This is a genomic window from Alistipes sp. dk3624, assembly GCF_009557455.1.
Lineage (GTDB): Bacteria > Bacteroidota > Bacteroidia > Bacteroidales > Rikenellaceae > Alistipes_A > Alistipes_A hominis.
In genome coordinates this window covers 1,905,690-1,925,283 of the sequence record NZ_CP045651.1, presented here as the reverse complement: position 1 = coordinate 1,925,283, position 19,594 = coordinate 1,905,690, and the positions used below count along the sequence as shown (strand labels likewise).

At 48.8% G+C, this 19,594-nt stretch carries 13 protein-coding genes, 2 tRNA genes and 1 pseudogene; 10 read left to right on the top strand and 6 right to left on the bottom strand.

Annotated features, from left to right (window positions below; all coding sequences use genetic code 11):
• Positions 1-191: 191 nt before the first annotated feature.
• The 9 genes from GFH31_RS08130 to GFH31_RS12815 all read left to right on the top strand — a co-directional run bounded on the left by GFH31_RS08130 (position 192) and on the right by GFH31_RS12815 (position 7,522).
• A complete protein-coding gene (locus tag GFH31_RS08130) occupies positions 192-710 on the top strand; it encodes a PspC domain-containing protein (protein WP_153497761.1) in 519 nt (172 codons plus the stop codon).
• A gap of 4 nt (positions 711-714) precedes the next feature.
• Positions 715-1,056: a PadR family transcriptional regulator gene (locus tag GFH31_RS08125; RefSeq protein ID WP_055202744.1), complete on the top strand. Its 342-nt coding sequence runs from the start codon at positions 715-717 to the stop codon at positions 1,054-1,056.
• Between the two features lie 12 nt (positions 1,057-1,068).
• A complete protein-coding gene (locus GFH31_RS08120; protein ID WP_153497760.1) occupies positions 1,069-2,265 on the top strand; it encodes a PspC domain-containing protein in 1,197 nt (398 codons plus the stop codon).
• Between the two features lie 70 nt (positions 2,266-2,335).
• Complete coding sequence (locus tag GFH31_RS08115) at positions 2,336-2,701, top strand: LiaF transmembrane domain-containing protein (RefSeq protein WP_055202748.1); 366 nt, start codon at positions 2,336-2,338, stop codon at positions 2,699-2,701.
• A gap of 116 nt (positions 2,702-2,817) precedes the next feature.
• Positions 2,818-3,798: a 6-phosphofructokinase gene (gene pfkA, locus GFH31_RS08110; RefSeq protein ID WP_055202750.1), complete on the top strand. Its 981-nt coding sequence runs from the start codon at positions 2,818-2,820 to the stop codon at positions 3,796-3,798.
• 93 nt (positions 3,799-3,891) lie between these two features.
• On the top strand, positions 3,892-4,791 hold the full coding sequence (locus GFH31_RS08105; protein WP_153497759.1) for a cation diffusion facilitator family transporter: 900 nt from the start codon (positions 3,892-3,894) through the stop codon (positions 4,789-4,791).
• 117 nt (positions 4,792-4,908) lie between these two features.
• Positions 4,909-5,685, top strand: a complete 777-nt coding sequence (locus tag GFH31_RS08100) for a S1/P1 nuclease (RefSeq protein WP_101571901.1) — start codon at positions 4,909-4,911, stop codon at positions 5,683-5,685.
• A 172-nt stretch (positions 5,686-5,857) separates the two neighbouring features.
• Positions 5,858-5,930 (top strand) — tRNA-Met (locus GFH31_RS08095).
• A gap of 1,427 nt (positions 5,931-7,357) precedes the next feature.
• Positions 7,358-7,522, top strand: coding sequence for a hypothetical protein (locus tag GFH31_RS12815; RefSeq protein ID WP_172970727.1), 165 nt, complete (start codon positions 7,358-7,360; stop codon positions 7,520-7,522).
• A 102-nt stretch (positions 7,523-7,624) separates the two neighbouring features.
• Here the strand turns inward: GFH31_RS12815 and GFH31_RS08090 are convergent.
• From GFH31_RS08090 to GFH31_RS08065, 6 genes are all read right to left on the bottom strand, one after another.
• Positions 7,625-7,697, bottom strand: a tRNA-Thr gene (locus GFH31_RS08090).
• Between the two features lie 167 nt (positions 7,698-7,864).
• Entirely contained in the window at positions 7,865-8,632 is a 768-nt protein-coding gene (locus tag GFH31_RS08085) for a glycerophosphodiester phosphodiesterase (RefSeq protein WP_055202759.1), read from the bottom strand.
• 129 nt (positions 8,633-8,761) lie between these two features.
• The gene (locus tag GFH31_RS08080; RefSeq protein WP_153497758.1) at positions 8,762-10,597 is read right to left on the bottom strand and encodes a RagB/SusD family nutrient uptake outer membrane protein; all 1,836 of its coding nucleotides are present in this window, start codon (positions 10,595-10,597) and stop codon (positions 8,762-8,764) included.
• A gap of 37 nt (positions 10,598-10,634) precedes the next feature.
• Positions 10,635-13,796, bottom strand: a complete 3,162-nt coding sequence (locus tag GFH31_RS08075; RefSeq protein WP_172970726.1) for a SusC/RagA family TonB-linked outer membrane protein — start codon at positions 13,794-13,796, stop codon at positions 10,635-10,637.
• A 38-nt stretch (positions 13,797-13,834) separates the two neighbouring features.
• Positions 13,835-15,784: a RagB/SusD family nutrient uptake outer membrane protein gene (locus tag GFH31_RS08070; RefSeq protein ID WP_153497757.1), complete on the bottom strand. Its 1,950-nt coding sequence runs from the start codon at positions 15,782-15,784 to the stop codon at positions 13,835-13,837.
• 18 nt (positions 15,785-15,802) lie between these two features.
• On the bottom strand, positions 15,803-19,078 hold the full coding sequence (locus tag GFH31_RS08065; protein WP_228385743.1) for a SusC/RagA family TonB-linked outer membrane protein: 3,276 nt from the start codon (positions 19,076-19,078) through the stop codon (positions 15,803-15,805).
• Positions 19,079-19,310: 232 nt separating this feature from the next.
• On the opposite strand from GFH31_RS08065, the pseudogene GFH31_RS13065 reads away from it, so the two are divergent.
• A pseudogene (locus GFH31_RS13065) lies at positions 19,311-19,559 on the top strand (two-component regulator propeller domain-containing protein); the annotation flags it as partial.
• Positions 19,560-19,594 lie beyond the last annotated feature (35 nt).

Here is a 19,594-nt window from a genome sequence, read left to right as displayed (position 1 = left end):
CTTTTTCTGAAAAATAATTCCGATCTCATTTCCAAATAAAAGCCTTACAATAAGCATATTGTAAGGCTTTTGTCGTTTACGTACCGGAATAGATTGAGAAAAACATGGTACTTTGTATTGCAAAGTATAATTCTATTCCATATATTTGTCGTATCCATTCAAATATCGTTTAATCTCAAAAAAGCGACATCATGAAAAAAACCGTAAATGTAAATATAGGAGGCGCCCCGTTCACCGTGGACGAAGACGCCTACGGCATGTTGAAAAAATACCTGAACGAAATCGAAATCCGTCTGGACGGCGTGGACGACAAAGAGACGATGCAGGACATCGAGATACGGATCGCCGATATTTTCAACGGCGCGATTTCGGCCCGTTCGCAGGTCGTGGACGCGGCGCTGGTCAAACGGGCGATCGCGATCATCGGCAGCGCCCGCGAGTTCGGGGAACCGCGCCGCAGTCTCCCGGACCAAGAACCCGGACCGGGACCCGATCGGCAGCGCCGGCTTTACCGGAGCCGCCGCGAGAAGATCATCGGCGGCGTATGCGGCGGTATCGCCGAGTACTCGGAAATCGATCTTACGTTGGTCCGGGTCCTTATGGCGCTGTTCATCATTTTCGGAGTCGGCCTGATGGTCTACATCGTCATGTGGATCATCATCCCGCTGGAACCGGCAAAACAAGAAAACCATAACGAATACAGGAGGTAAGGCCATGACAGAACTGAATATAGACAATATCAAGGCCCAGATGCGGAAAGGGATCCTGGAGTATTGCATCCTGTCGATCATATCGCGCAACGACGCCTATGCTTCATCGATCATCGCCGAGCTGAAGGCCGCCGAAATGATCGTGGTGGAAGGGACGCTCTATCCGCTGCTCACCCGGCAGAAAAACCAGGGGCTTCTTTCGTACCGCTGGGAAGAATCGCCGCAAGGACCGCCCCGCAAATATTATTCGATCACGCAGAAAGGCCGAGAATGCCTCGAACAACTCGACATCGCATGGAGTGAACTGATCTCGCAGATCCGGATCATCCGCGACGGAAACCGTTAAAACCCGACAGCCATGAACAACACGATCAATGTCAGCATCGCCGGCATCGCTTTTATCCTCGAAAACGAAGGATACCGGCTTTTGAAAGACTACCTGGTACGGATCGAGGTAGGATACAAAGGAAATCCGGACGGCTCCGAAATCCTGTCGGATATCGAAGCCCGCATCAGCGAACTGATCCTGAACGAACAGGACGCCGACACGGTGGTCACCGCCGAGCGAATCCGTACCATTATCGGCCAACTGGGTCTGCCCGACATGGATACGCGCACGCCGGCAGACAACATTCAGGCAGACAGCGTTCCGTCCGACAACTTCGCGCGACGGCTCTACCGCAACCCCGACGGAGCCAAACTCGGCGGCGTGTGCAACGGAATGGCCACCTATTTCCGGGTAGACCCGACCCTGGTGCGCCTGATTTTCTGCTCGCCGCTGTTGATCTTGGTCTGCATCAGCGTCATCCCGTTTCTGAATATGTTTTGCGGATTTTTCGGGGTGTTGATCGGCGTCAGTTCCCTGCTCTACCTGATCCTGTGGTTCTCGATCCCGAAAGCGCGCACGCCGCGCCAAAGGCTGGAGATGAGCGGGGAAAAAATCACCGCCTCGTCGATCCACCGTAACATCAGCGAAGATCTGAACAGCGCCCATCCTTCGCCGAAAAACGAACGGACGGCCTCGGTATTTTCCGAGTTGCTTTATGTTCTGGGCCGGGTATTGCTGTTTTGCATCAAGGCCTTCGTTCTGATCGTAGGCGGCATTCTGGCGCTGAGCATCATCGCAGCCGTCGTCGCCGTCATTTCATTCCTGATCGGCGGATCGATCGTCGGAATGCCGTTCCACATCGCCGGCACCCAGAGCGTCCTGCTGGTGATCCTGTTGCTGCTGGTGTTCGTCCTGCCGGTTTTCATCGTCATCTACCTGCTGATGAAACTGGTTTTCGACCTGCCGAGTCGGAAAACGACCCTGTCCGTGCTGTTCGGTATCTGGATTCTAATCCTGATCTATATCGGCGTATACGTCGTAAGGAATTACGACCGCTTGGAAGAAGCGGTGCGAAAAGACAACATCGAACTCTTTTTCAATGTAACCCGGAGCGTGACCGTCATCCCGACTCCGACGATCGTCAACGATACGGTGCGCGTCGAAACGGTTTCGATAGGCGACTCGACGGCCACCGACACCGTTCGCATCGAATATTATACGGAATAAAACGGAAAACGGGGGGCGCGTCGGCAGATCCCGACGGCCGACCCGACATAACCCAATAACTACCATCGGCATGGAAATCATCGAAAACGACAAACCCGGACGCAACCGAACGGTTGAAATAATCCGTCCGCGCAATCTTTTTATCGGGATCATCCTGATCCTCGCAGGCATCCTGTGGCTGCTGAACAACTTCGGGCTGCTATCCGACAGCGCATTCGAGCTGATCTTCTCCTGGCACATGCTGGTCGTTCTGATCGGAACCTACCTGCTTTCGCTGAGCCGGTGGATCCCGGGCGGCATCGTCACGGCGATCGGAATCCTGCTGCTGCTGGTCGACCGGCTGTGCCTGGATATCCCGTTCGAAAAGATCATTTTCCCCCTTCTTTTCATCTTCGCAGGAATTTTCTTTATTCTGAACCGCAGAAACCGGAATTAACGTTCCGGTTTCTTCTTTTCTTTCCGTTCAAAAAATCAGGCATCCAATGTGCAGGGGAATTGATTAATTACTATTTTTGTAACGGATAAAGATTGAACCGAAAAGGAGGAACGATTATGGAAGGAAAGAAATGCGTGGGTATTCTGACGTCGGGCGGAGACGCCCCGGGTATGAATGCGGCCATCCGCGCCGTGACGCGGGCGGCTATTTACAACGGATTCGACGTAAAAGGGATCATGAGAGGATACAAAGGCCTGATAACCGATGAGATCATTCCGTTCCAGACCCAGAATGTCAGCAACATCATCCAGCAGGGAGGAACCATCCTCAAAACTGCGCGCTGCGAGGAGTTCCGGACGCCGGAAGGCCGGAAGATCGCTTACGACAACATCATAAAGCACGGCATCTCGGCGCTGGTCGTAATCGGCGGGGACGGGTCGCTGACCGGAGCGCGGATTTTCGCTTCCGAATACAATTTCCCGATCGTAGGAGTGCCGGGAACGATCGACAACGACCTGTTCGGCACCGATACGACCATCGGGTACGATACCGCTCTGAACACCATCGTAGAATCGGTCGATAAGATCCGCGACACGGCGACCTCGCACGAACGCATTTTCTTCATCGAGGTCATGGGCCGCGAAGCCGGATTCCTCGCGCTGAACGGAGCCATCGCTTCGGGAGCCGAAGCGGCCATCATCCCGGAAATCGCGACGGAGGTCGACCAACTGGGCGAATTCATCCAACAGGGATTCCGCAAATCGAAGAACAGCAGCATCGTCCTGGTGGCCGAAAGCGAACTGACCGGCGGCGCCATCGGACTGGCCGAACGGGTCAAGAACGAATTTCCGCAGTACGATGTCCGCGTAACGATCCTGGGACACATTCAGCGCGGCGGTTCGCCGTCGGCCAGCGACCGGATTCTGGCGAGCCGGCTCGGAGAAGCCGCCATCAACGCCCTGCTCGAAGACCAGCGCAACGTAATGGTCGGCATCCAGAACGATGAACTGGTTTACATCCCGTTCAGCAAAGCGATCAAAAACCAGAAACCGATCAAACGGGAGCTGTTGAATACGCTGAGAACGCTTTCGATCTAAACCGGAACGGGAGACGGCTGTTCCGTCTTAAACATACAGGCAGCCGGCCCTTCTTCCGAAGAGCCGGCTGCCCTGCTTATAAAACAAAACATCATGGCACACACGCACAATCATTCGGTCGATCACCTGAACCGGGCTTTCATACTGGGCATTCTGCTGAATCTGGTTTTCGTAGCCGTCGAGTTCGGCGCGGGACTCTTTCTGGACTCCGTCGCCCTGATCTCCGACGCGGGGCACAACCTGAGCGACGTCGTCAGCCTCGTCCTATCGCTGCTGGCATTCCGGCTCGCCCGGCTGAAACCGACCCCGAAATACACTTACGGATACAAAAAAAGCACGGTGCTGGTCTCGCTGCTGAATGCATGTATCCTGCTGGTGGCCGTCGGCGTCATCTTTGCCGAAAGTATCGACAAGCTGAAAAATCCGACTCCGATCGCCGGAGGCAGCGTCGCCTGGGTCGCCGGCGTGGGAATCGTCATCAACGCCTTTACCGCATGGCTATTTCTGAAAGACAAGGAGAAAGATCTGAACGTCAAAGGCGCCTACCTGCACATGGCGGCCGATACGCTGGTTTCGGTCGGCGTACTGATTTCGGGCATCGTCATCAGTTTTACGGGATGGTACGTCATCGACCCCATCATCGGCATGGTGATCGCCGTAGTCATCCTGATCTCGACCGCGCATTTGCTGCACGACAGCCTGCGTCTGTCGCTGGACGGCGTCCCGACCGGGATCGACAGCGAGCGGATCCGGAAAGAGATCCTCGATGCGGACCCCGGAATCGCAAACGTCCACCACCTGCACATCTGGGCCATCAGCACGACCGAGAACGCCCTGACAGCCCACATCGCCGTTCGCGACACGGAACAAATTCCAGCGCTCAAGCACCGGATCAAACACCTGCTCGAACACACGGGAATCACCCACGCCACCCTGGAATTCGAACGGCCGGAAGAGACGTGCGACGACCCGGGATGCAATCCTCCCTGCTGATATCGGAACCGGAATGTCTTTTTTCGGCCGGAAATCCGAGCAAAACATCGTCGCAGTCCGAATTATTTCTATCTTTACGATGAAATCATCGTTAAACCCGAATATATAAAAAGCGCTATGAAGAAACTTCTGATCGCGGCGTTCCTGCTGGCGGCCGTTCCTTTCTCTTCGTTCGGATGGAACAAATTGGGCCACGACATTTCGGCGGCCATCGCACAACAAAACATGACAAAAAAAGCGAAAAAGAACATCGCCAAATACCTCGAAGGACACGACATCATCTATTACGCCTCGTGGATGGACTACCTCGGCTACGTTACCAAAAGCGGCTACTCGAACGAATGGTTCGACCATTGCGTTCCGGTCAACAAGGATTTCGAATATGCGGAAGGCGACTTCCCAGGCGATGCGCTGATGGCCGTAGAAAAAGCGATCGACCGGATGAAGGATGGCAAGTACAAGAGCATGGACGATTCGACCGTATTGCTGCTGATCAAACACCTGGTTCACTTCCTGCCCGACATGCACTGTCCGGCTCACGTCATTTACAATTACCGCCCGTCGAACTACTGGCTGAAAGTGGACGGCGAGGCGATTCTGTTCCACAGCGTATGGGACGACATGCCTTCGCTCGGCCCCCACGCATGGAGCGTTACGGAATGGTGCGAACAACTGGATCGCTGTTCGAAAGCCGAAAAGGCCGAAATGGTCAGCGGGACTCCCAGGGAGTGGGTGAGCGACAATGCCCGCAACTGCATCGTCGCTTACGACATCGTAAGACCCGACACGGAACTTTCCGACACGGAACGCTACGAAGGCAACCTGCTGGCCGAAAAGCAACTGCTCAAAGGCGGTTATCGGCTGGCTTACGTACTGAACCTGATTTTCGGATAAAGCGTCTGGAAACCGGTGCGCCGCATCCGGCAATCCGGCACGCAATCATTCCATATTCGATATAAACAAATAACAACCAGCCTATTGTGCGCAACACCCCTTCGGCACGCGCCAAATAAAGCCGATATTTTTTGCGGATTTGTTTTTTTTGGTTATCTTTGTACCATAATACCGCGGGGTGGAGCAGTTGGCAGCTCGTTGGGCTCATAACCCAAAGGTCGGAGGTTCAAGTCCTTCCCCCGCTACTAAGACAGACAAGGCTCTCATATATGAGAGCCTTGTCTGTCTTATGGAAGTATTACGAGATCTTTGATTTGAACCGGCGCCTCGTTTACCTGAGAATCTTATGTAGAATAAGTCTTGGCGACTCCCCCTACCCACCCATCCGAATAGTAAGGATTGGTTATCCGGTTGTCCATCCCGTCGTAGATGGGCGGTATCAATATCTCCCTTTAGCATTCATCAAACCGAATTTTTTACCGTCATACGGATCGCCGTCAACGACGATATAATAATTGCCGTTCTCATCCGGGATATAAGTATATATAAAAGGCGTTATTTCACCGCTGCTCAACACCAGAGCCTACATGTCGTCGAAGTCCTGTATAATGCCCAGCCCATTCTTGTAAAAATCAATGTCCTTATATATCGGCGGAATAATTTCGGTATAGTCTATGTCGATTGCGACCTGGACCTGGGTTCGATGACTCTGCTCGACGGCACCTACTACATTCTCTCCAGACGGATGTTCGACATGACGAATTTCAGAGACTGGACAGATAAGTTTTACGCTTTTTCGAAAACAGGGGAGAAACTCTCAGAAATCGACATCTCGCAAGTATTTACCAGCTATCACTACCTGCATTGTCAGAACGACACGCTCGTCGCCCGAATAGGTAGCCGCAAAGGAGCCAGAACCCTGTATTTCGACAAACGCGGGCAGAGCTGGAACCTTTCGGGAAAGCAAAGTCTCTGTTCAAGGAAAATATTATGTATCCAATTTTCTGGGACACGTGCGCGGACATTCGACCCTGTACAAAATAGAAGATCCCCGAAGCATGAACATCTACACGGGAGACAGACCGAAAGCCGACAAACTCATCGACCAGAGAGAGTGCAAATCGACCGAAGGCATGAAAAAATGGCTGGACATCATCGGGCGCCCACGAACCATGGAATTGCTCTCTTCCTTCGTCCGGAACAACCGGCTGTTGCACCTCTTCGGACGACAACGACGTGTATATATGCCAATCGGCGGACGATGATTCCGTGATCGACGAAACGAAAAACAGCCGCCTCCAGCATGTCTATCGCTTTAAAATTCCGATGCACAACAATCCGTGGATAAAATTCAGCCGGACGAACTACCGCCAGTTAAATCTGCACACGGACCCAAACGATGTCGGCGTCATTATGGAAATTCCCCCCTCCACGATCTTCGTACACTATATTATCCGCAAAAACAGGCGACTTGCGAATTCTTAATGCAAAATAAGAGTATAGCATAATTACAGCTTTTCGCCGACCGATCGACCGCTAACGCAAAAAATCGATACCGTCCGGCAAAAGGTCGGCTAACCCTTTTCCCGAGAATATTCCCTGTCCGCAGCCGGTGTAGTACGTATTTTGCATGTCTTCATGCAGAATTATTCATTAATAAAATAAAACAGCCATGAAAGAGAATTGTAACACATGCGATCCTTGTGAGGAAAATTTCTGGAACGAAGTAAAAGAGATCGTCGACAACGTGAAAAATTACACGAAGAAAGACCACGAAGAAAAAAAGAAAGAGGTGCAGGACGCTTTTTCCGAAGAAGAAAGCAAAAACGGCAAATAACTGCCCACGCAAAAACGGCAACAAAGCTTTCCCTCAGGGAGAACAAACTTACCGGGCCAAAACAAAAGAAGAAGGAACGTTTTCACGTTCCTTTTTCTTTTGAGCCACAAGTGGGACTCGAACCCACGACCTTTTCGTTACGAATGAAATGCTCTACCGACTGAGCTATTGTGGCAAATCCAAACGATCGTGCTCCCACAACCGGATTTAGCGAGTGCAAATTTCGTAAAATTAATCGAATTATCCGCAAAATCTTGCGACTTTTTTACCTCGCCACCGCTCTTTTTCCCGAAAAATCCGAAAAAAGAAGACCGACGATCGTTTATCCGACACGATCCTTTGCTATTCGGCCAACAATTTCTGCAACATAACGGGCTCGTCCGTCGTAATATAAGTAACGCCTTTACCGATCAACCATTTCATATTCGGCTCGTCGTCGACGGTCCAAACATTGACTTCCAACCCCAATTGTTTCGCTTCGTCGAACCACTCTTCATGGGCCCGCATCGCACCTATATGATAATCCAATCCGGTATACCCCTTGTCGGAGAGCTGTTTCGGGGTCAGATCGCTGCCAAGATAAGCCACCTTCGCTTTCGGCGACAACGCGATCAGGCGCTCGCAGACATTTTGACTGAACGAAATATATTCGACCAACTTATCCATCTTGTTTTTTTTCACCAGTTTCAACACAGCATCGACTGCCGCCGCCTCCTTCTCCTGGGTATTATGCGACTTGATCTCGATAATCAATTTCGTATGTTTCTGTTTACGCGCAATCGCAAGAAGCTCGTCCAGCGTCGGAATTGCTTCTCCGTTCGATAATTTGCAATCTTTCAAAGCCGCGTATGTGCTTTCGTCGATCCGCTTCCCGTCGATCGTCGGATCATGATGCACGACGACGACTCCGTCCGTCGTAATATACACATCGCATTCCGATCCCCTGGCTCCGATCTCAATCGCCTTTTTCAACGACGCGACCGAATTCTGAGCGGAACCCTCCGCCTTCCAATACCCGCGGTGCGCAACCACTTCCGTCGCAGGCTTTGCCCCGGCACCGACGATACCACACATAGCCACAACACTTAATAAAATCTGTTTAATTCCCATTTTATGCTTTTGTTTATGTTCTATTCAGAGAGTAAATATAATGATTATAGCGAAAATAATCAACAACGCCTAAAATAAAAGAAACGGAAACCCGTTGGTTTCCGTTTCTTTATCATGTAGACGATCGACTTATTCGGGAGATTCGTAGCCCGGATTCTGCCAGTTCGTCCCGGTAAGTTTATACATCTTATTCACTTCGTCCGTAGGCAACGGGAAAAGCAGATAAGTATCCGCATTCGATTTGCGTTCGCTGACAACGAACCGTTTATAAGTAAACGTACCGTCACTATCGTTCTTGGTCGCCCGCATACCCGTTACGACCGTCTCTGCTTCGTCAAGGATCTTCCAACGCCGAATATCGTAGAAACGAAGCGGTTCAAAAGCGAATTCTACCCGACGTTCATTCCAGATCCTGTCCCTGAACACATCTCTATCCGTAGTATATTCATCCCTAACATTCGGCATATCGGCTCTCGTACGGACTGCATTGACTGCCTCTATGGCAGACATGGAAGCCTGCCCGCTATATCCTTCTACCTGCTGAGTCGGGCCATAAGCTTCATTGGCCGCTTCTGCGAAGTTCAGATAAAGCTCTGCTAACCGGAATCTCCGTACATATCCGGTAACAGGTGTTTCATAAGATGAAGTATGTTTGTCGTACTTTCTCATGTAATAACCCGTTCTCGTATTCCGAATGGTCGTTTTATCAATTGCGCAGGAACTGTCTCTCGGCGCATTGTCATAAATCTTCACAAGTTCGTCCGGATCGTCCCAATGACGCTGTGCCCCATTGAAATAAACGGATTGATAGAAACGGGGATCGCGGTTCTCATAAGGATTCTGATCGTCGTATCCGGCAGCTTCATTGAAGTTCGGTTGCAAATGAGAGTCATCTTTATAATATTTGCCATCCCCAGTTTTCTTAAGAATCGGGTGTCCATCGGCCGTTTCATAAGAGTCAATCAACTCCTGAGTCGGACTGATTCCGGCAGAAGACTGCCTGGAATTAGTCGGAAGACCGTAATAATTCCAAACCGAAATACCGGCAACTCCATAAATCGTTTCCTTATCACTCGTACGGTCATAATCGTACGGAGTGAAGAAATAATAATCATAGGCGCCCTTCGAATCGGTCTGGACGACCGGCAGACGGGTAAACAAAGAATAATCGTGAGCCAGACATTGGTCGAGCGCTTCCTTCGTAATTCTAGCGGCATCTTCCCAAGTATAAGGATTTCCTTCTTCATTAGCGTGGAGCGGACTTACGGCCAGCATAATCGCTTCCGAACGGATCGCATAGGCTAATGCGCGGTGCATCATATTGGCATAGTTCGAGCCCAATACCCAACGGAATCCTTTACTCGTATAAGACATATCCTCGGCTCCCGGAGCTGCAAGAGCATCATCGGTATCCTGTAGAATCTGCTTAACGATTTCCCAAACTTTAGCACGCCTGTCGGAAGAAAAATCGTGATCATAAGAATAAGGCTCCGTAATCAACGGAACGCCGCCATACTCCCTGATCAGCGTCAAATAATAATAAGCGCGTAATGCCTGGGCTTGAGCGATCCAACCTTTCTTTTCCTCCTCCTGGGCATAGGCGGTCGCATTCGGCAATGCCTGAATAAAAACGTTACAATAACGGATCCCGACAAATGCATTACTCCAAGATCCTCCCAGCGGCCATGAAGTCGCACTGACCAAACCAGAGTACCAGTAAGTAACTCCGGAATTCGCCATGTAATCATATGCGTCCTGCGCATCGTCCGTATAAGATATCACTCCAAAGCTCGGACCGGAAACGTAATTATAGCAAGTATTCAGATAACCGATCGTTCTGTTCCGATCCGACCAGATACTCTCGTAACTGATACGTCCGTCATCCGGCAGATCGAGTGCATCCTTGCAAGAGGAAAGCCCTCCGGCAACAAATGCTGCAAAAAGAAGATATATATGTTTTTTCATACAATTTTTTTTTACTCGTTAAAAGAACTTTTACTGGTTAGAAAAGAACACTGACACCTACGTTATAAACACGGTAGGCAGGAATGGTATACAAACCGCCGTATTCCGGTTCAATATCCTTGTTTTTCATGCGGCCCCAGGTAACCAGGTTCTGTCCGCTAAGCGAGAACCGAATTTTATCCGCAGAAATTTTCTTCGATACATTCAACGGCAATGTATAAGCGATCTCCACATTCTTCAACCGAAGGAATGCCCGGTCGTTCCAATTGTAGGAATTATTACGCATATCGCTCGACGTCTGACTATTGGACAAAGCCGGAGCAGTAATCTCTTTCCCTGCGGCATACCTTTCAGGCGTCCAGGCGCCTTCATGCAACCGAGTATAGATCCCTTCGTAGTTAAGATGCCATGTACTGCTTTCGAATCCCCCCGTTCTGGCTACGCCCTGGAAAAGGAAGCTAAACTCCAGATTCTTGTATTTGAATCCGCCATTGAAAGCGTAGAATACCTGCGGTATGCCACCGTATCCGAAAGGAACCTGATCTTTCTCATCGATGATATAGTCTCCGTTTATATCCTTGAAGATCAAATCGCCGACCCTGGGAGAAGGCATGTTCCATCCGTAAGTACATTCGTAACGATCGATTTCTTCCTGCGAATTGAAATAACCATTACCGTTGCTATAATCAACCATCAATCCGAAAGAAGTTCCGAGCGGGAATCCTTCCTCTTTACGTCTGTAAGAATAGCTTTCACCCAGTTCGGTTTCGTCTTTGTAAATAACCTTATTACGGGCATAGCTAACCCAACCGCCTACGTTAAAACTCCAGTCCGCATTGATCCGTTTGTAGTAGTTAGCCGACAGATCATAACCTTTGTTCTCGTAAACACCGACTTGCGTAGCAGGATAATTGTTGATGGGAATACCCTGATAACTCGGAATCGTCGAGGTCGCATGGATCAGCATATTATCCATCCGTTCTTTGAAATAGTCGAAAGAGAACGTAAACCCGTTGAACAATCCTACGTCGATACCGTAATTTTGTTTGAGCATCGTTTGTGCCTGAAGCAAAGCATATCCCTTTTTATTTTCCCATGTAGAATAAGCCAACACGGGAACCGAACCGCCAGTACCAAACTGGTTCTCATCCAAGTAACCATGACGTCCGTTCTGCAAATCGTCCTCGGCAGTACGTCCGTAAGAAGCACGGATTTTAAACTCGTTCAGCCATTTCACATTTTTCATAAAATGTTCGTTCGCCAGATTCCACGCGCCGGAAATAGCGGGCGTAGCGATCCAACGGCGATCGGGAGCGAACTGCTCGGTCGCAGAATAACCCAGATCGACTTTTACGAAATAACGGTTGTCATAACCATAGGCAGCCTCGACGCCGGACAACACCGTATTGAAAGGCAAAACATTATTGGAAGACCCCATATCCGCCTTAGACAGGTTCTGGTAGTAAATAAAAGCGGTAGCCTGTACATTATGTTTTCCAAAAGTACGCTGATAATCCAAATAAGCCCGATAATCCAAATGATAGTAAGAAGAATAACCTTTCCCGTAACTCAGTTCGGAATCTTTCGTCGTACCGATCGTTTCGAAAGCGAGTACGGACGGATCGTCGGTCGTTTTCCTCTTAACAAGTTCATTGCTCTGAATAGCGGTAAGAGAATTGTAACCATAAGTCTGGTAAGCGATATATCCGCCTAATTTCAACCCTTTGGTCACGAAACTCAGATCCAGATCCAATCCGAACTGGGAATTGATGTTCACGGAAGTAGCCTTATTATAACCCATTCGGTTCAACACTCCGTAAATCGAATAAGTATTCTTCTCTTCAACGACCAACTTTCCTCCCGGATCCAACATCTCTCCGGTCGCCTGATCATATACGGCAGGCGTCAAAGGACCGTAAATATTCGCTCCGCGCCAATACATATCTTCATATAATCCCTGCTGCGCGTTATAAAAGGCATCGCTTCCGGGAGCGCGGTCGCGTCTTACGTTACCGCTCAACCGCAGGTATGAACTTAGGTATTTGTTCACCTTGATATCCACGTTCGTACGGTAATTGAACCAGTTGGTATTGAATCCTGACTTATAACGTTCATTAGTCGTCTTAAACTGACCTCCCTGGTGCATGAAATTCACCTGAGTGAAATAGGTAAACTTATCCGAACCACCGGTAACGTTTATATTGGCCCGGGACATGGTGGTCAACTTCTTATAGAACATATCGCGCCAGTTGTTATCCGGATACAACTCCCTGTTTTCTCCGGAGATATAATTGGCGATATCGACAGGCGAATAAACAGGCGTTTTACCCAGACTCGGGTTATCGTTATAGGTAGCTTCATTTTTAAACGTAGCATACTCCCAAGAATGGTAAAACCTCGGAGAGATCGTCGGTTGCTGTACAGACTGATCATAAGAAACATCGATCCGAACCGGCCCTTTCTTTCCTCGTTTCGTCGTAATCACGAGCACGCCGGCATTTCCCTTAACCCCGTACAAAGCCTGCGTAGAAGCATCTTTCAACAAAGTAATCGATTCGACCTCTTTTGCAGTCAGATAGCGCAAAACATCGTTACTATTATAAGAAGACATCACGCCATCGATCATAATCAACGGGGTCTGCCACCCATTCTGCGGATTCGAAGCGCCGCGGATCAACATACTGACCGTTTCATTACCAAGCACATAATTGTTCTGCCGTACCATCAAGTTGGTCACAAAACCGTTCATAGCAGCACCGAAACTCGAAACGGGAGCGGCTTCTATCGGAGTTCCTTTCACGGAACTAACAGCTCCGGAGATTGCTCCCCGCCGTTGCTGAACGAAACCCATGTCGATAATCTCATCGCTTTTCAAAGCGTCGGGTTCCAATTTCGCATCGATTGTTTCCTTCTCTGCGATGGCCACCTTCTTATCTTTATAACCGAGATAAGAAAAAACGATATCTTTACTTCCATCGTCCACAGTCAGGATATAGGAGCCTTCAATATCTGTCGAAGTTCCGTTCTTTCCCGTCTCGGAATTAACGACCACTCCGGACAGCGGCTTGCCAAACTCGTCCGTTACGACACCCTTGATGGTATAGACGGTTGACGACTGCGCACTGATTTTAGCCCCGAATGCACTCAAAAACATGCATGTGAGCAACAGCGCTATTTTAATATTTACTTTATGTCTCATATTATTTATCATTTAATCGTTTACACAACCCGTAAATACTACCATCCGGGATTTTGCCATGCATGTCCGGTCAAAGTTTCCAACCGATTCTGATCGCTCAACGGAATGGGCACCCACAACCACTTATTGGAATAACAACGGCGGGGAGAGTTCCGAATATGCTTACGAGTGTAAGTATACATCGGCTTACCTTCCTTATCATCGCCCAACCATGAAATCTCCATAGCCGTCGGCCACTGATAATCCAACATATCTCCGTCGGGCCTCTGCCAACGACGCATATCGTCCAAACGGGTATCCTCCATCGCCATTTCGACACGGCGTTCATGTTTCAGATACAACAGAGCTTCGTCCTGCGTAAGACTCGTCGGCCAAGCCGGCATTCCCGCGCGGTCTCTGATCTCATTGACCAACGTCATGCCTTCCTGGATATGACCGGCATTAATAGCGCATTCGGCAGTATTCAGAATAATTTCGGCCAAACGGAAAATTTTATACTTTACACTACCGCCTGCGTTCTCTCCTTCGGACGGCTTCAAGTATTTATTGAGATAGTAACCGGTACGCGTTCTCTGACGACGACTGCTATGGATACCGGTGTAATCGTCTTCCTTATTCGTCCAGATCGTTTTGGAACGGATGGCATTTCCGACATAATGAACTCCCGAACGACCGTCGATCTCTTCGTTTTTCCAGAAGGCGGTACGAACACACTCATTGTAAACGACCGTTACGTAGAAACGCGGATCCCTGTCCCCATAAGGATTCGAAACCTGATCGAAAATCGTATTTTCAGGATTAAAATTCGGTTTCAAATGCGTATTATCCCGGTAAGGCAACGCCAAATCGACAACCGGATAACTTTCCAAGGCAGTACTGCTGTTGTATTTTACATTTTCATACTGATCGACCAGTTCCTGCGTCGGCGTCAATCCGCACTTATAATATCCCTGGAAACCGATTCCGTTGATAAACCACATATCACCGCGGGCGCCACGATCTTGCCAAATCGTCTCCTTATCGTTCGGATTCGCATCATAACTCAATGTTGAACAGAAATATTCATGCATTGCCGCCGCAGCGTCGGAACCTTTTTTCCATTTCACCTGCCCTTTGGTAGCGAATACATCGTATTCGGACGGATTCTTGCACGTTTTATAAAGTTCATAGCTGTTCTCACGCAAACTAGCCAACGCTTCCTTATTGATCTGATAGGCCTCTTCCCAAGTCATCGCATCCAGCGCATTCGTCGCGTTCAGCGGGCTGGCGGCATAAAGCGAATAACGGGACTTAAGAGCGCAAGCCAACGCTTTCGTTACCCGGTTCGATTCTCCGCCGGTAGTAATTCTCCAAGGAACTGCCGGTTCCGCCAGCGCCGAATCGCAATCGGCAATGATAGACTCGACCAACTCACGGTAAGTAGATTTAATCGCATATTGTTCAAAATCATCCGTATAAGCAGTGGCAGTCTTTATAAGCGGAGCCATCGAACCGAAATAACGAATCAATTCCGCATAGAAATAAGCCCGCAACAAATAAGCCTCGGCTTTCCAACGGGCGCGGTTCTTCTCTTCGGTAACCGTTGCCGAATCGATATGAGTCAAAAAGATATTGCATTTACGCACGCCTTCATACAGATTGCCCCAACTGATATTACCGCTTCTTAACAACGGATGGTTGCTGGCCGAAGCCACTCCATTATAAGCCTGAGCCGAATATAATCCCGTTTCTACTTCTGCGTCCGCATCCCACGCATCATCCGACATGGCAACCGGAGTATTGGTAGTAAAATACCACTGTCCGATTCCTTTGTCTGTAACATAACTTCCACTGTAAATAGCATTCAGGTAAGCCCCGACTCTATCGTTATCCTTCCATATCGTGGACATGTCGATGTAACCAGCCGGAGCCATATCCAAAGCGTCCGAGCACGAACTCAATGCAACGACCGACGCTATAGCTGATAAAAATATATATTTCACTTTCATAATGAGAATTTTAGTAGCTTAGAATGTTACGTTAAATCCAAAGTTGAACGTCTTCACGATAGGATAACCGATCTGGTCCGTTTGTTCGGGGTCTGTCGTACTTGTTCTCAGACGATCCCACGTAACCAGGTTATCACCGCGGAAATACACTCTCAATTTATTAATACCGATTGCACGCAGAGCATTCGACGGCAAAGTATAACCCAATTCGATTGCTTTAAGACGGATAAAAGCACGGTCCATTACGAAGAAATCATTTTGGATCTTCGAGCAGGTTTCTCCGGTAGACAATCTCGGATAAGTGATCTTCTGCCCGGCAGCATAACGTTCGGCGGTCCAAGCGGTTTTGTGATACTTGAAGAAAGTACCCTGATAGATGTTCTCGTTCACACCCTGACCGTTGTAATAGCTCGAATATTTACCTACCCCCTGAAGGAAGACCGTAAAGTCGAACCATTTGTAATTAAGAGAAACGTTGAGACCGTAAGATACGCGCGGCACATTCGTGTAACCGATGGGCACCCGGTCTTTCTCGTCGATAATTCCGTCCCCGTTCTGGTCGATGTACTTGAAATCGCCCAACTGGGGAGCCGTAGAAAGGTTGTAAGTAATACCCTTGTGTTCGACGCCGTTCTCGTCTACATATCCTTCCGTATACTTGTCCAATTCTTCCTGAGTATTGAAATACCCGTTGCCGTTGCTCCAGTCGATCTTGTAACCGAAAGTCTGATTGAGCGACTGTCCGGTCGTACGATACTGGTAATAATAACCGTCCGCATAAGGCACTTCATCCCAGAATTTCACTTTATTGTGGTTATAACTGAAATTACCCTTTACAGAGAGGAACAGATCCTTGTTGAAAGATTTGTTGTAGTTAATTTCGAGTTCATAACCCGAGTTATCCACCACGCCGAGGTTCAAGTAAGGCCACTGGGGCACACCCGCAAACTGCGGAGCCATTCCCTGGGTCTTCAGGATCTTCGAACGCTGTTCGATAAAGTAGTCGAAAGTAATCGACCAATCGCTCCACAACTGGAGATCGATACCGTAGTTCTGTTTCTTGGAAACCTCCCACTGCAGGTTGTAGTTACCCGGACGATTCTCATAGATCGTACCGTAACCGCCGACGGCAACGCCGCCACTTGAAGAATAAGTATGATTGCTCAAATAAAGGAAACGGTTGTTTCCGATCTTATCGCTACCTACTTTACCATAAGAAGCTCTCAACTTCAAATTGGTGATGACTTTATTGCCTTTCAGGAAGTTTTCATTGGAAACAACCCAACCCACTGCGAAAGAGGGGAAGAAACCGAACCGGTTTTTCGGAGAGAACTGCTCGGAACCGTTGTAACCCATATTGGCGTCTAACAGATAACGGTTATCGAAGCCGTAAGTAACGCGGGCAGCCATACCCATCATATTATAAGGCATGTTAAGCGGAGCGCCGTTGGTTTCCCAAAAATCGCGCTGTACCAGAATCATGGCGCCTACGTCGTGCTTGCCAAAAGTTCTGCTATAATTCAACGATCCCTGCAGGTTGACCGTATAATTGGTATAACCGCTCTTGCTCAGGCTCAACGTACCGTTCAATTCGCGGTCGGCCGCAAAATAGATCTGGTCGTTATCTTCATCAACCGAAGTTGCGAAAGACATTTCCGTAATGTCGCCGCCCAGAATCGTATTGGCTACGGCATCGAACGAAGCCATACCTTTCAAAGACAAACCTTTGGTGATAAAGGTCATATTCCACTCGCCTCCGATAGACGCATTCAGGTTCGTTCTGGTTTCATCCCGGTAACCTTTACGGTTTACGGATTCGAAAGGCGAACGGTCGGTTTCGACCGGACGGATCACTTTATCCGGAATTACATCGTAGCCCAGAGACGCATCGGGAGTGGTAGGACCTACGGTCATCGGCTTCATACCTACCGTACAGTGGATAAGGTCACGGATCATCCATTTATTGTCTCCGCCGTAAGTCGTAGTACCGGGCATGCCCACTTTTTCAATGTAGCTACCCAAATTCAGGAAAGCCTTGAAGTTCTTCGTGATGTTATAGTCCAAGTTCGAACGGAAGCTGTAACGGGTCATCCTTGCCTGAGGATCGTAGCCGAGCTTGCTTTTCGGTTCCGTATGCAAGTTACCACCCTGATGCAAATAGCTGGCATTTACAAAATATTGCAGCTTTTCGGTACCGCCGCTGATATTGATGTTCACACGACTCTGAGGCGACCATTTTTTGAAAATTTCACGATACCAGTCGTGGTTAGGATACATATAATGCCTTCTGGCCGCTTTCAATGCATAATCCGGATCATTCGGATCCAGCCCCATCAACGGATTCAACGAACGGGAAATCATCTTTCCGGAATATTCTTCGTTCATACCGTCGTTCCGGTTCGCTTCGTTACGCAAAGTCATAAATTCCCACGAATCAACCCTTTCCGGCTCGCGCGTGAACGCCTGGAAACTCTGGTCGAAAGAGATATCCAACTTAGTCTGTCCTACTTCGCCACGCTTGGTCGTGATCAGGATCACACCGTTCGCACCACGCACACCGTATACGGCGGTAGCCGCGGCGTCCTTCAGCACAGAAACCGTAGCGACCTCGTTTGCATCCAACGTACGGATATTGTCACGAGGCACACCGTCAATCAGGATCAGCGGTCTCGTACCGTTCGTAGTGGAAGCCCCACGCAGATACAGGTCGGCATCGTCGAAACCCGGCTGAGAACCGCCGGACTGCAACGAGGTCAGACCGGCCAGACGTCCGGCCAACGCGTTGGCCAAGTTCGGCGAAGAACTCTGACGAAGTTCCTTGCTGTTAACCGACGATATGGAGGCAACCACGGAAACTTTCTTCTGAGTCCCGTAACCGACCACGACTTGCTCTTCGAGCTGCTGAGAATCGCTTTCCATCTTCACGTTGATCGTGGTACGAGCGCCAACTTTCACTTTCACTGTCTTATAGCCCAGATAGCTGAATGTCAACTCGGCTCCCGAGGGAACTTTGATCGTAAACTTACCGTTCACGTCGGTCACCACGCCGTTCGACGGACTCGAAGTAACCGTCACACCGATCAGGGGAGTGCCATCCTGATCCTGAACGGTACCTGAAACAGTCTGAGTTCCAGCCTGCATAGACTCCGAAACTTCAGATAGGCTCCCATTGCCAGAGAAAGCCGCGTATGGAACTGCCGACAACAAAACAACCAGGCTCAGCACCTTCGCACTGACCAGATTGCGTCCTGTTGCCTTCATCCATGTCTTGAAGTAAAGTAATGTTTTGTTCATAGATAAAAATTTAGGTTTAATTTTCTTGTTTTACCAAATTTTCCCCGCGTATTTTTATAGAAAATTCCGATAGCACGAAATTCTACAAATATTAGCTAATAATAGACTCATTTGTTTCAATTTTTTTCAAAAACTGTTCATTCTTGTACCCATGCGGGCTATATTCATTTAAATTCTGGTCAAAAGCATAATCCATAAAACTCTTATTAACAATAATATATAAAAGGATAAAATGTTTTTTGAAACAAAAACGAAAAAATTATCAAAGAATGATTATTTTTGTGCTATCAAGAATATGAAATTGCCGAAACCTTCAACGATGAATTGCAGATACATTTTATTATTTACGTCCGTTTTTGCTTTTATAACGTCAAAAACGGATGTAAAAGCCCAACAAAATTTTCATTTTTCACCCCGGATCTCAAACCTTCAGATACGGGATATCTGTCAGGATTCCTTGGGGTATCTCTGGATTGCGACGGCCCGCGGTGTAGACCGGTACAACGGCTATGAATA

Coding starts and splice junctions, on each gene's coding strand:
- GFH31_RS08105 (WP_153497759.1), top strand. CDS start 3,892: ATGGCACACACGCACAATCATTCGGTCGATCACCTGAACCGGGCTTTC.
- GFH31_RS08065 (WP_228385743.1), bottom strand. CDS start 19,078: ATGAACAAAACATTACTTTACTTCAAGACATGGATGAAGGCAACAGGA.
- GFH31_RS08115 (WP_055202748.1), top strand. CDS start 2,336: ATGGAAATCATCGAAAACGACAAACCCGGACGCAACCGAACGGTTGAA.
- GFH31_RS08085 (WP_055202759.1), bottom strand. CDS start 8,632: ATGGGAATTAAACAGATTTTATTAAGTGTTGTGGCTATGTGTGGTATC.
- GFH31_RS08080 (WP_153497758.1), bottom strand. CDS start 10,597: ATGAAAAAACATATATATCTTCTTTTTGCAGCATTTGTTGCCGGAGGG.
- GFH31_RS08100 (WP_101571901.1), top strand. CDS start 4,909: ATGAAGAAACTTCTGATCGCGGCGTTCCTGCTGGCGGCCGTTCCTTTC.
- GFH31_RS08120 (WP_153497760.1), top strand. CDS start 1,069: ATGAACAACACGATCAATGTCAGCATCGCCGGCATCGCTTTTATCCTC.
- GFH31_RS08070 (WP_153497757.1), bottom strand. CDS start 15,784: ATGAAAGTGAAATATATATTTTTATCAGCTATAGCGTCGGTCGTTGCA.
- GFH31_RS08125 (WP_055202744.1), top strand. CDS start 715: ATGACAGAACTGAATATAGACAATATCAAGGCCCAGATGCGGAAAGGG.
- GFH31_RS12815 (WP_172970727.1), top strand. CDS start 7,358: ATGAAAGAGAATTGTAACACATGCGATCCTTGTGAGGAAAATTTCTGG.
- GFH31_RS08075 (WP_172970726.1), bottom strand. CDS start 13,796: ATGAGACATAAAGTAAATATTAAAATAGCGCTGTTGCTCACATGCATG.
- GFH31_RS08130 (WP_153497761.1), top strand. CDS start 192: ATGAAAAAAACCGTAAATGTAAATATAGGAGGCGCCCCGTTCACCGTG.
- pfkA (WP_055202750.1), top strand. CDS start 2,818: ATGGAAGGAAAGAAATGCGTGGGTATTCTGACGTCGGGCGGAGACGCC.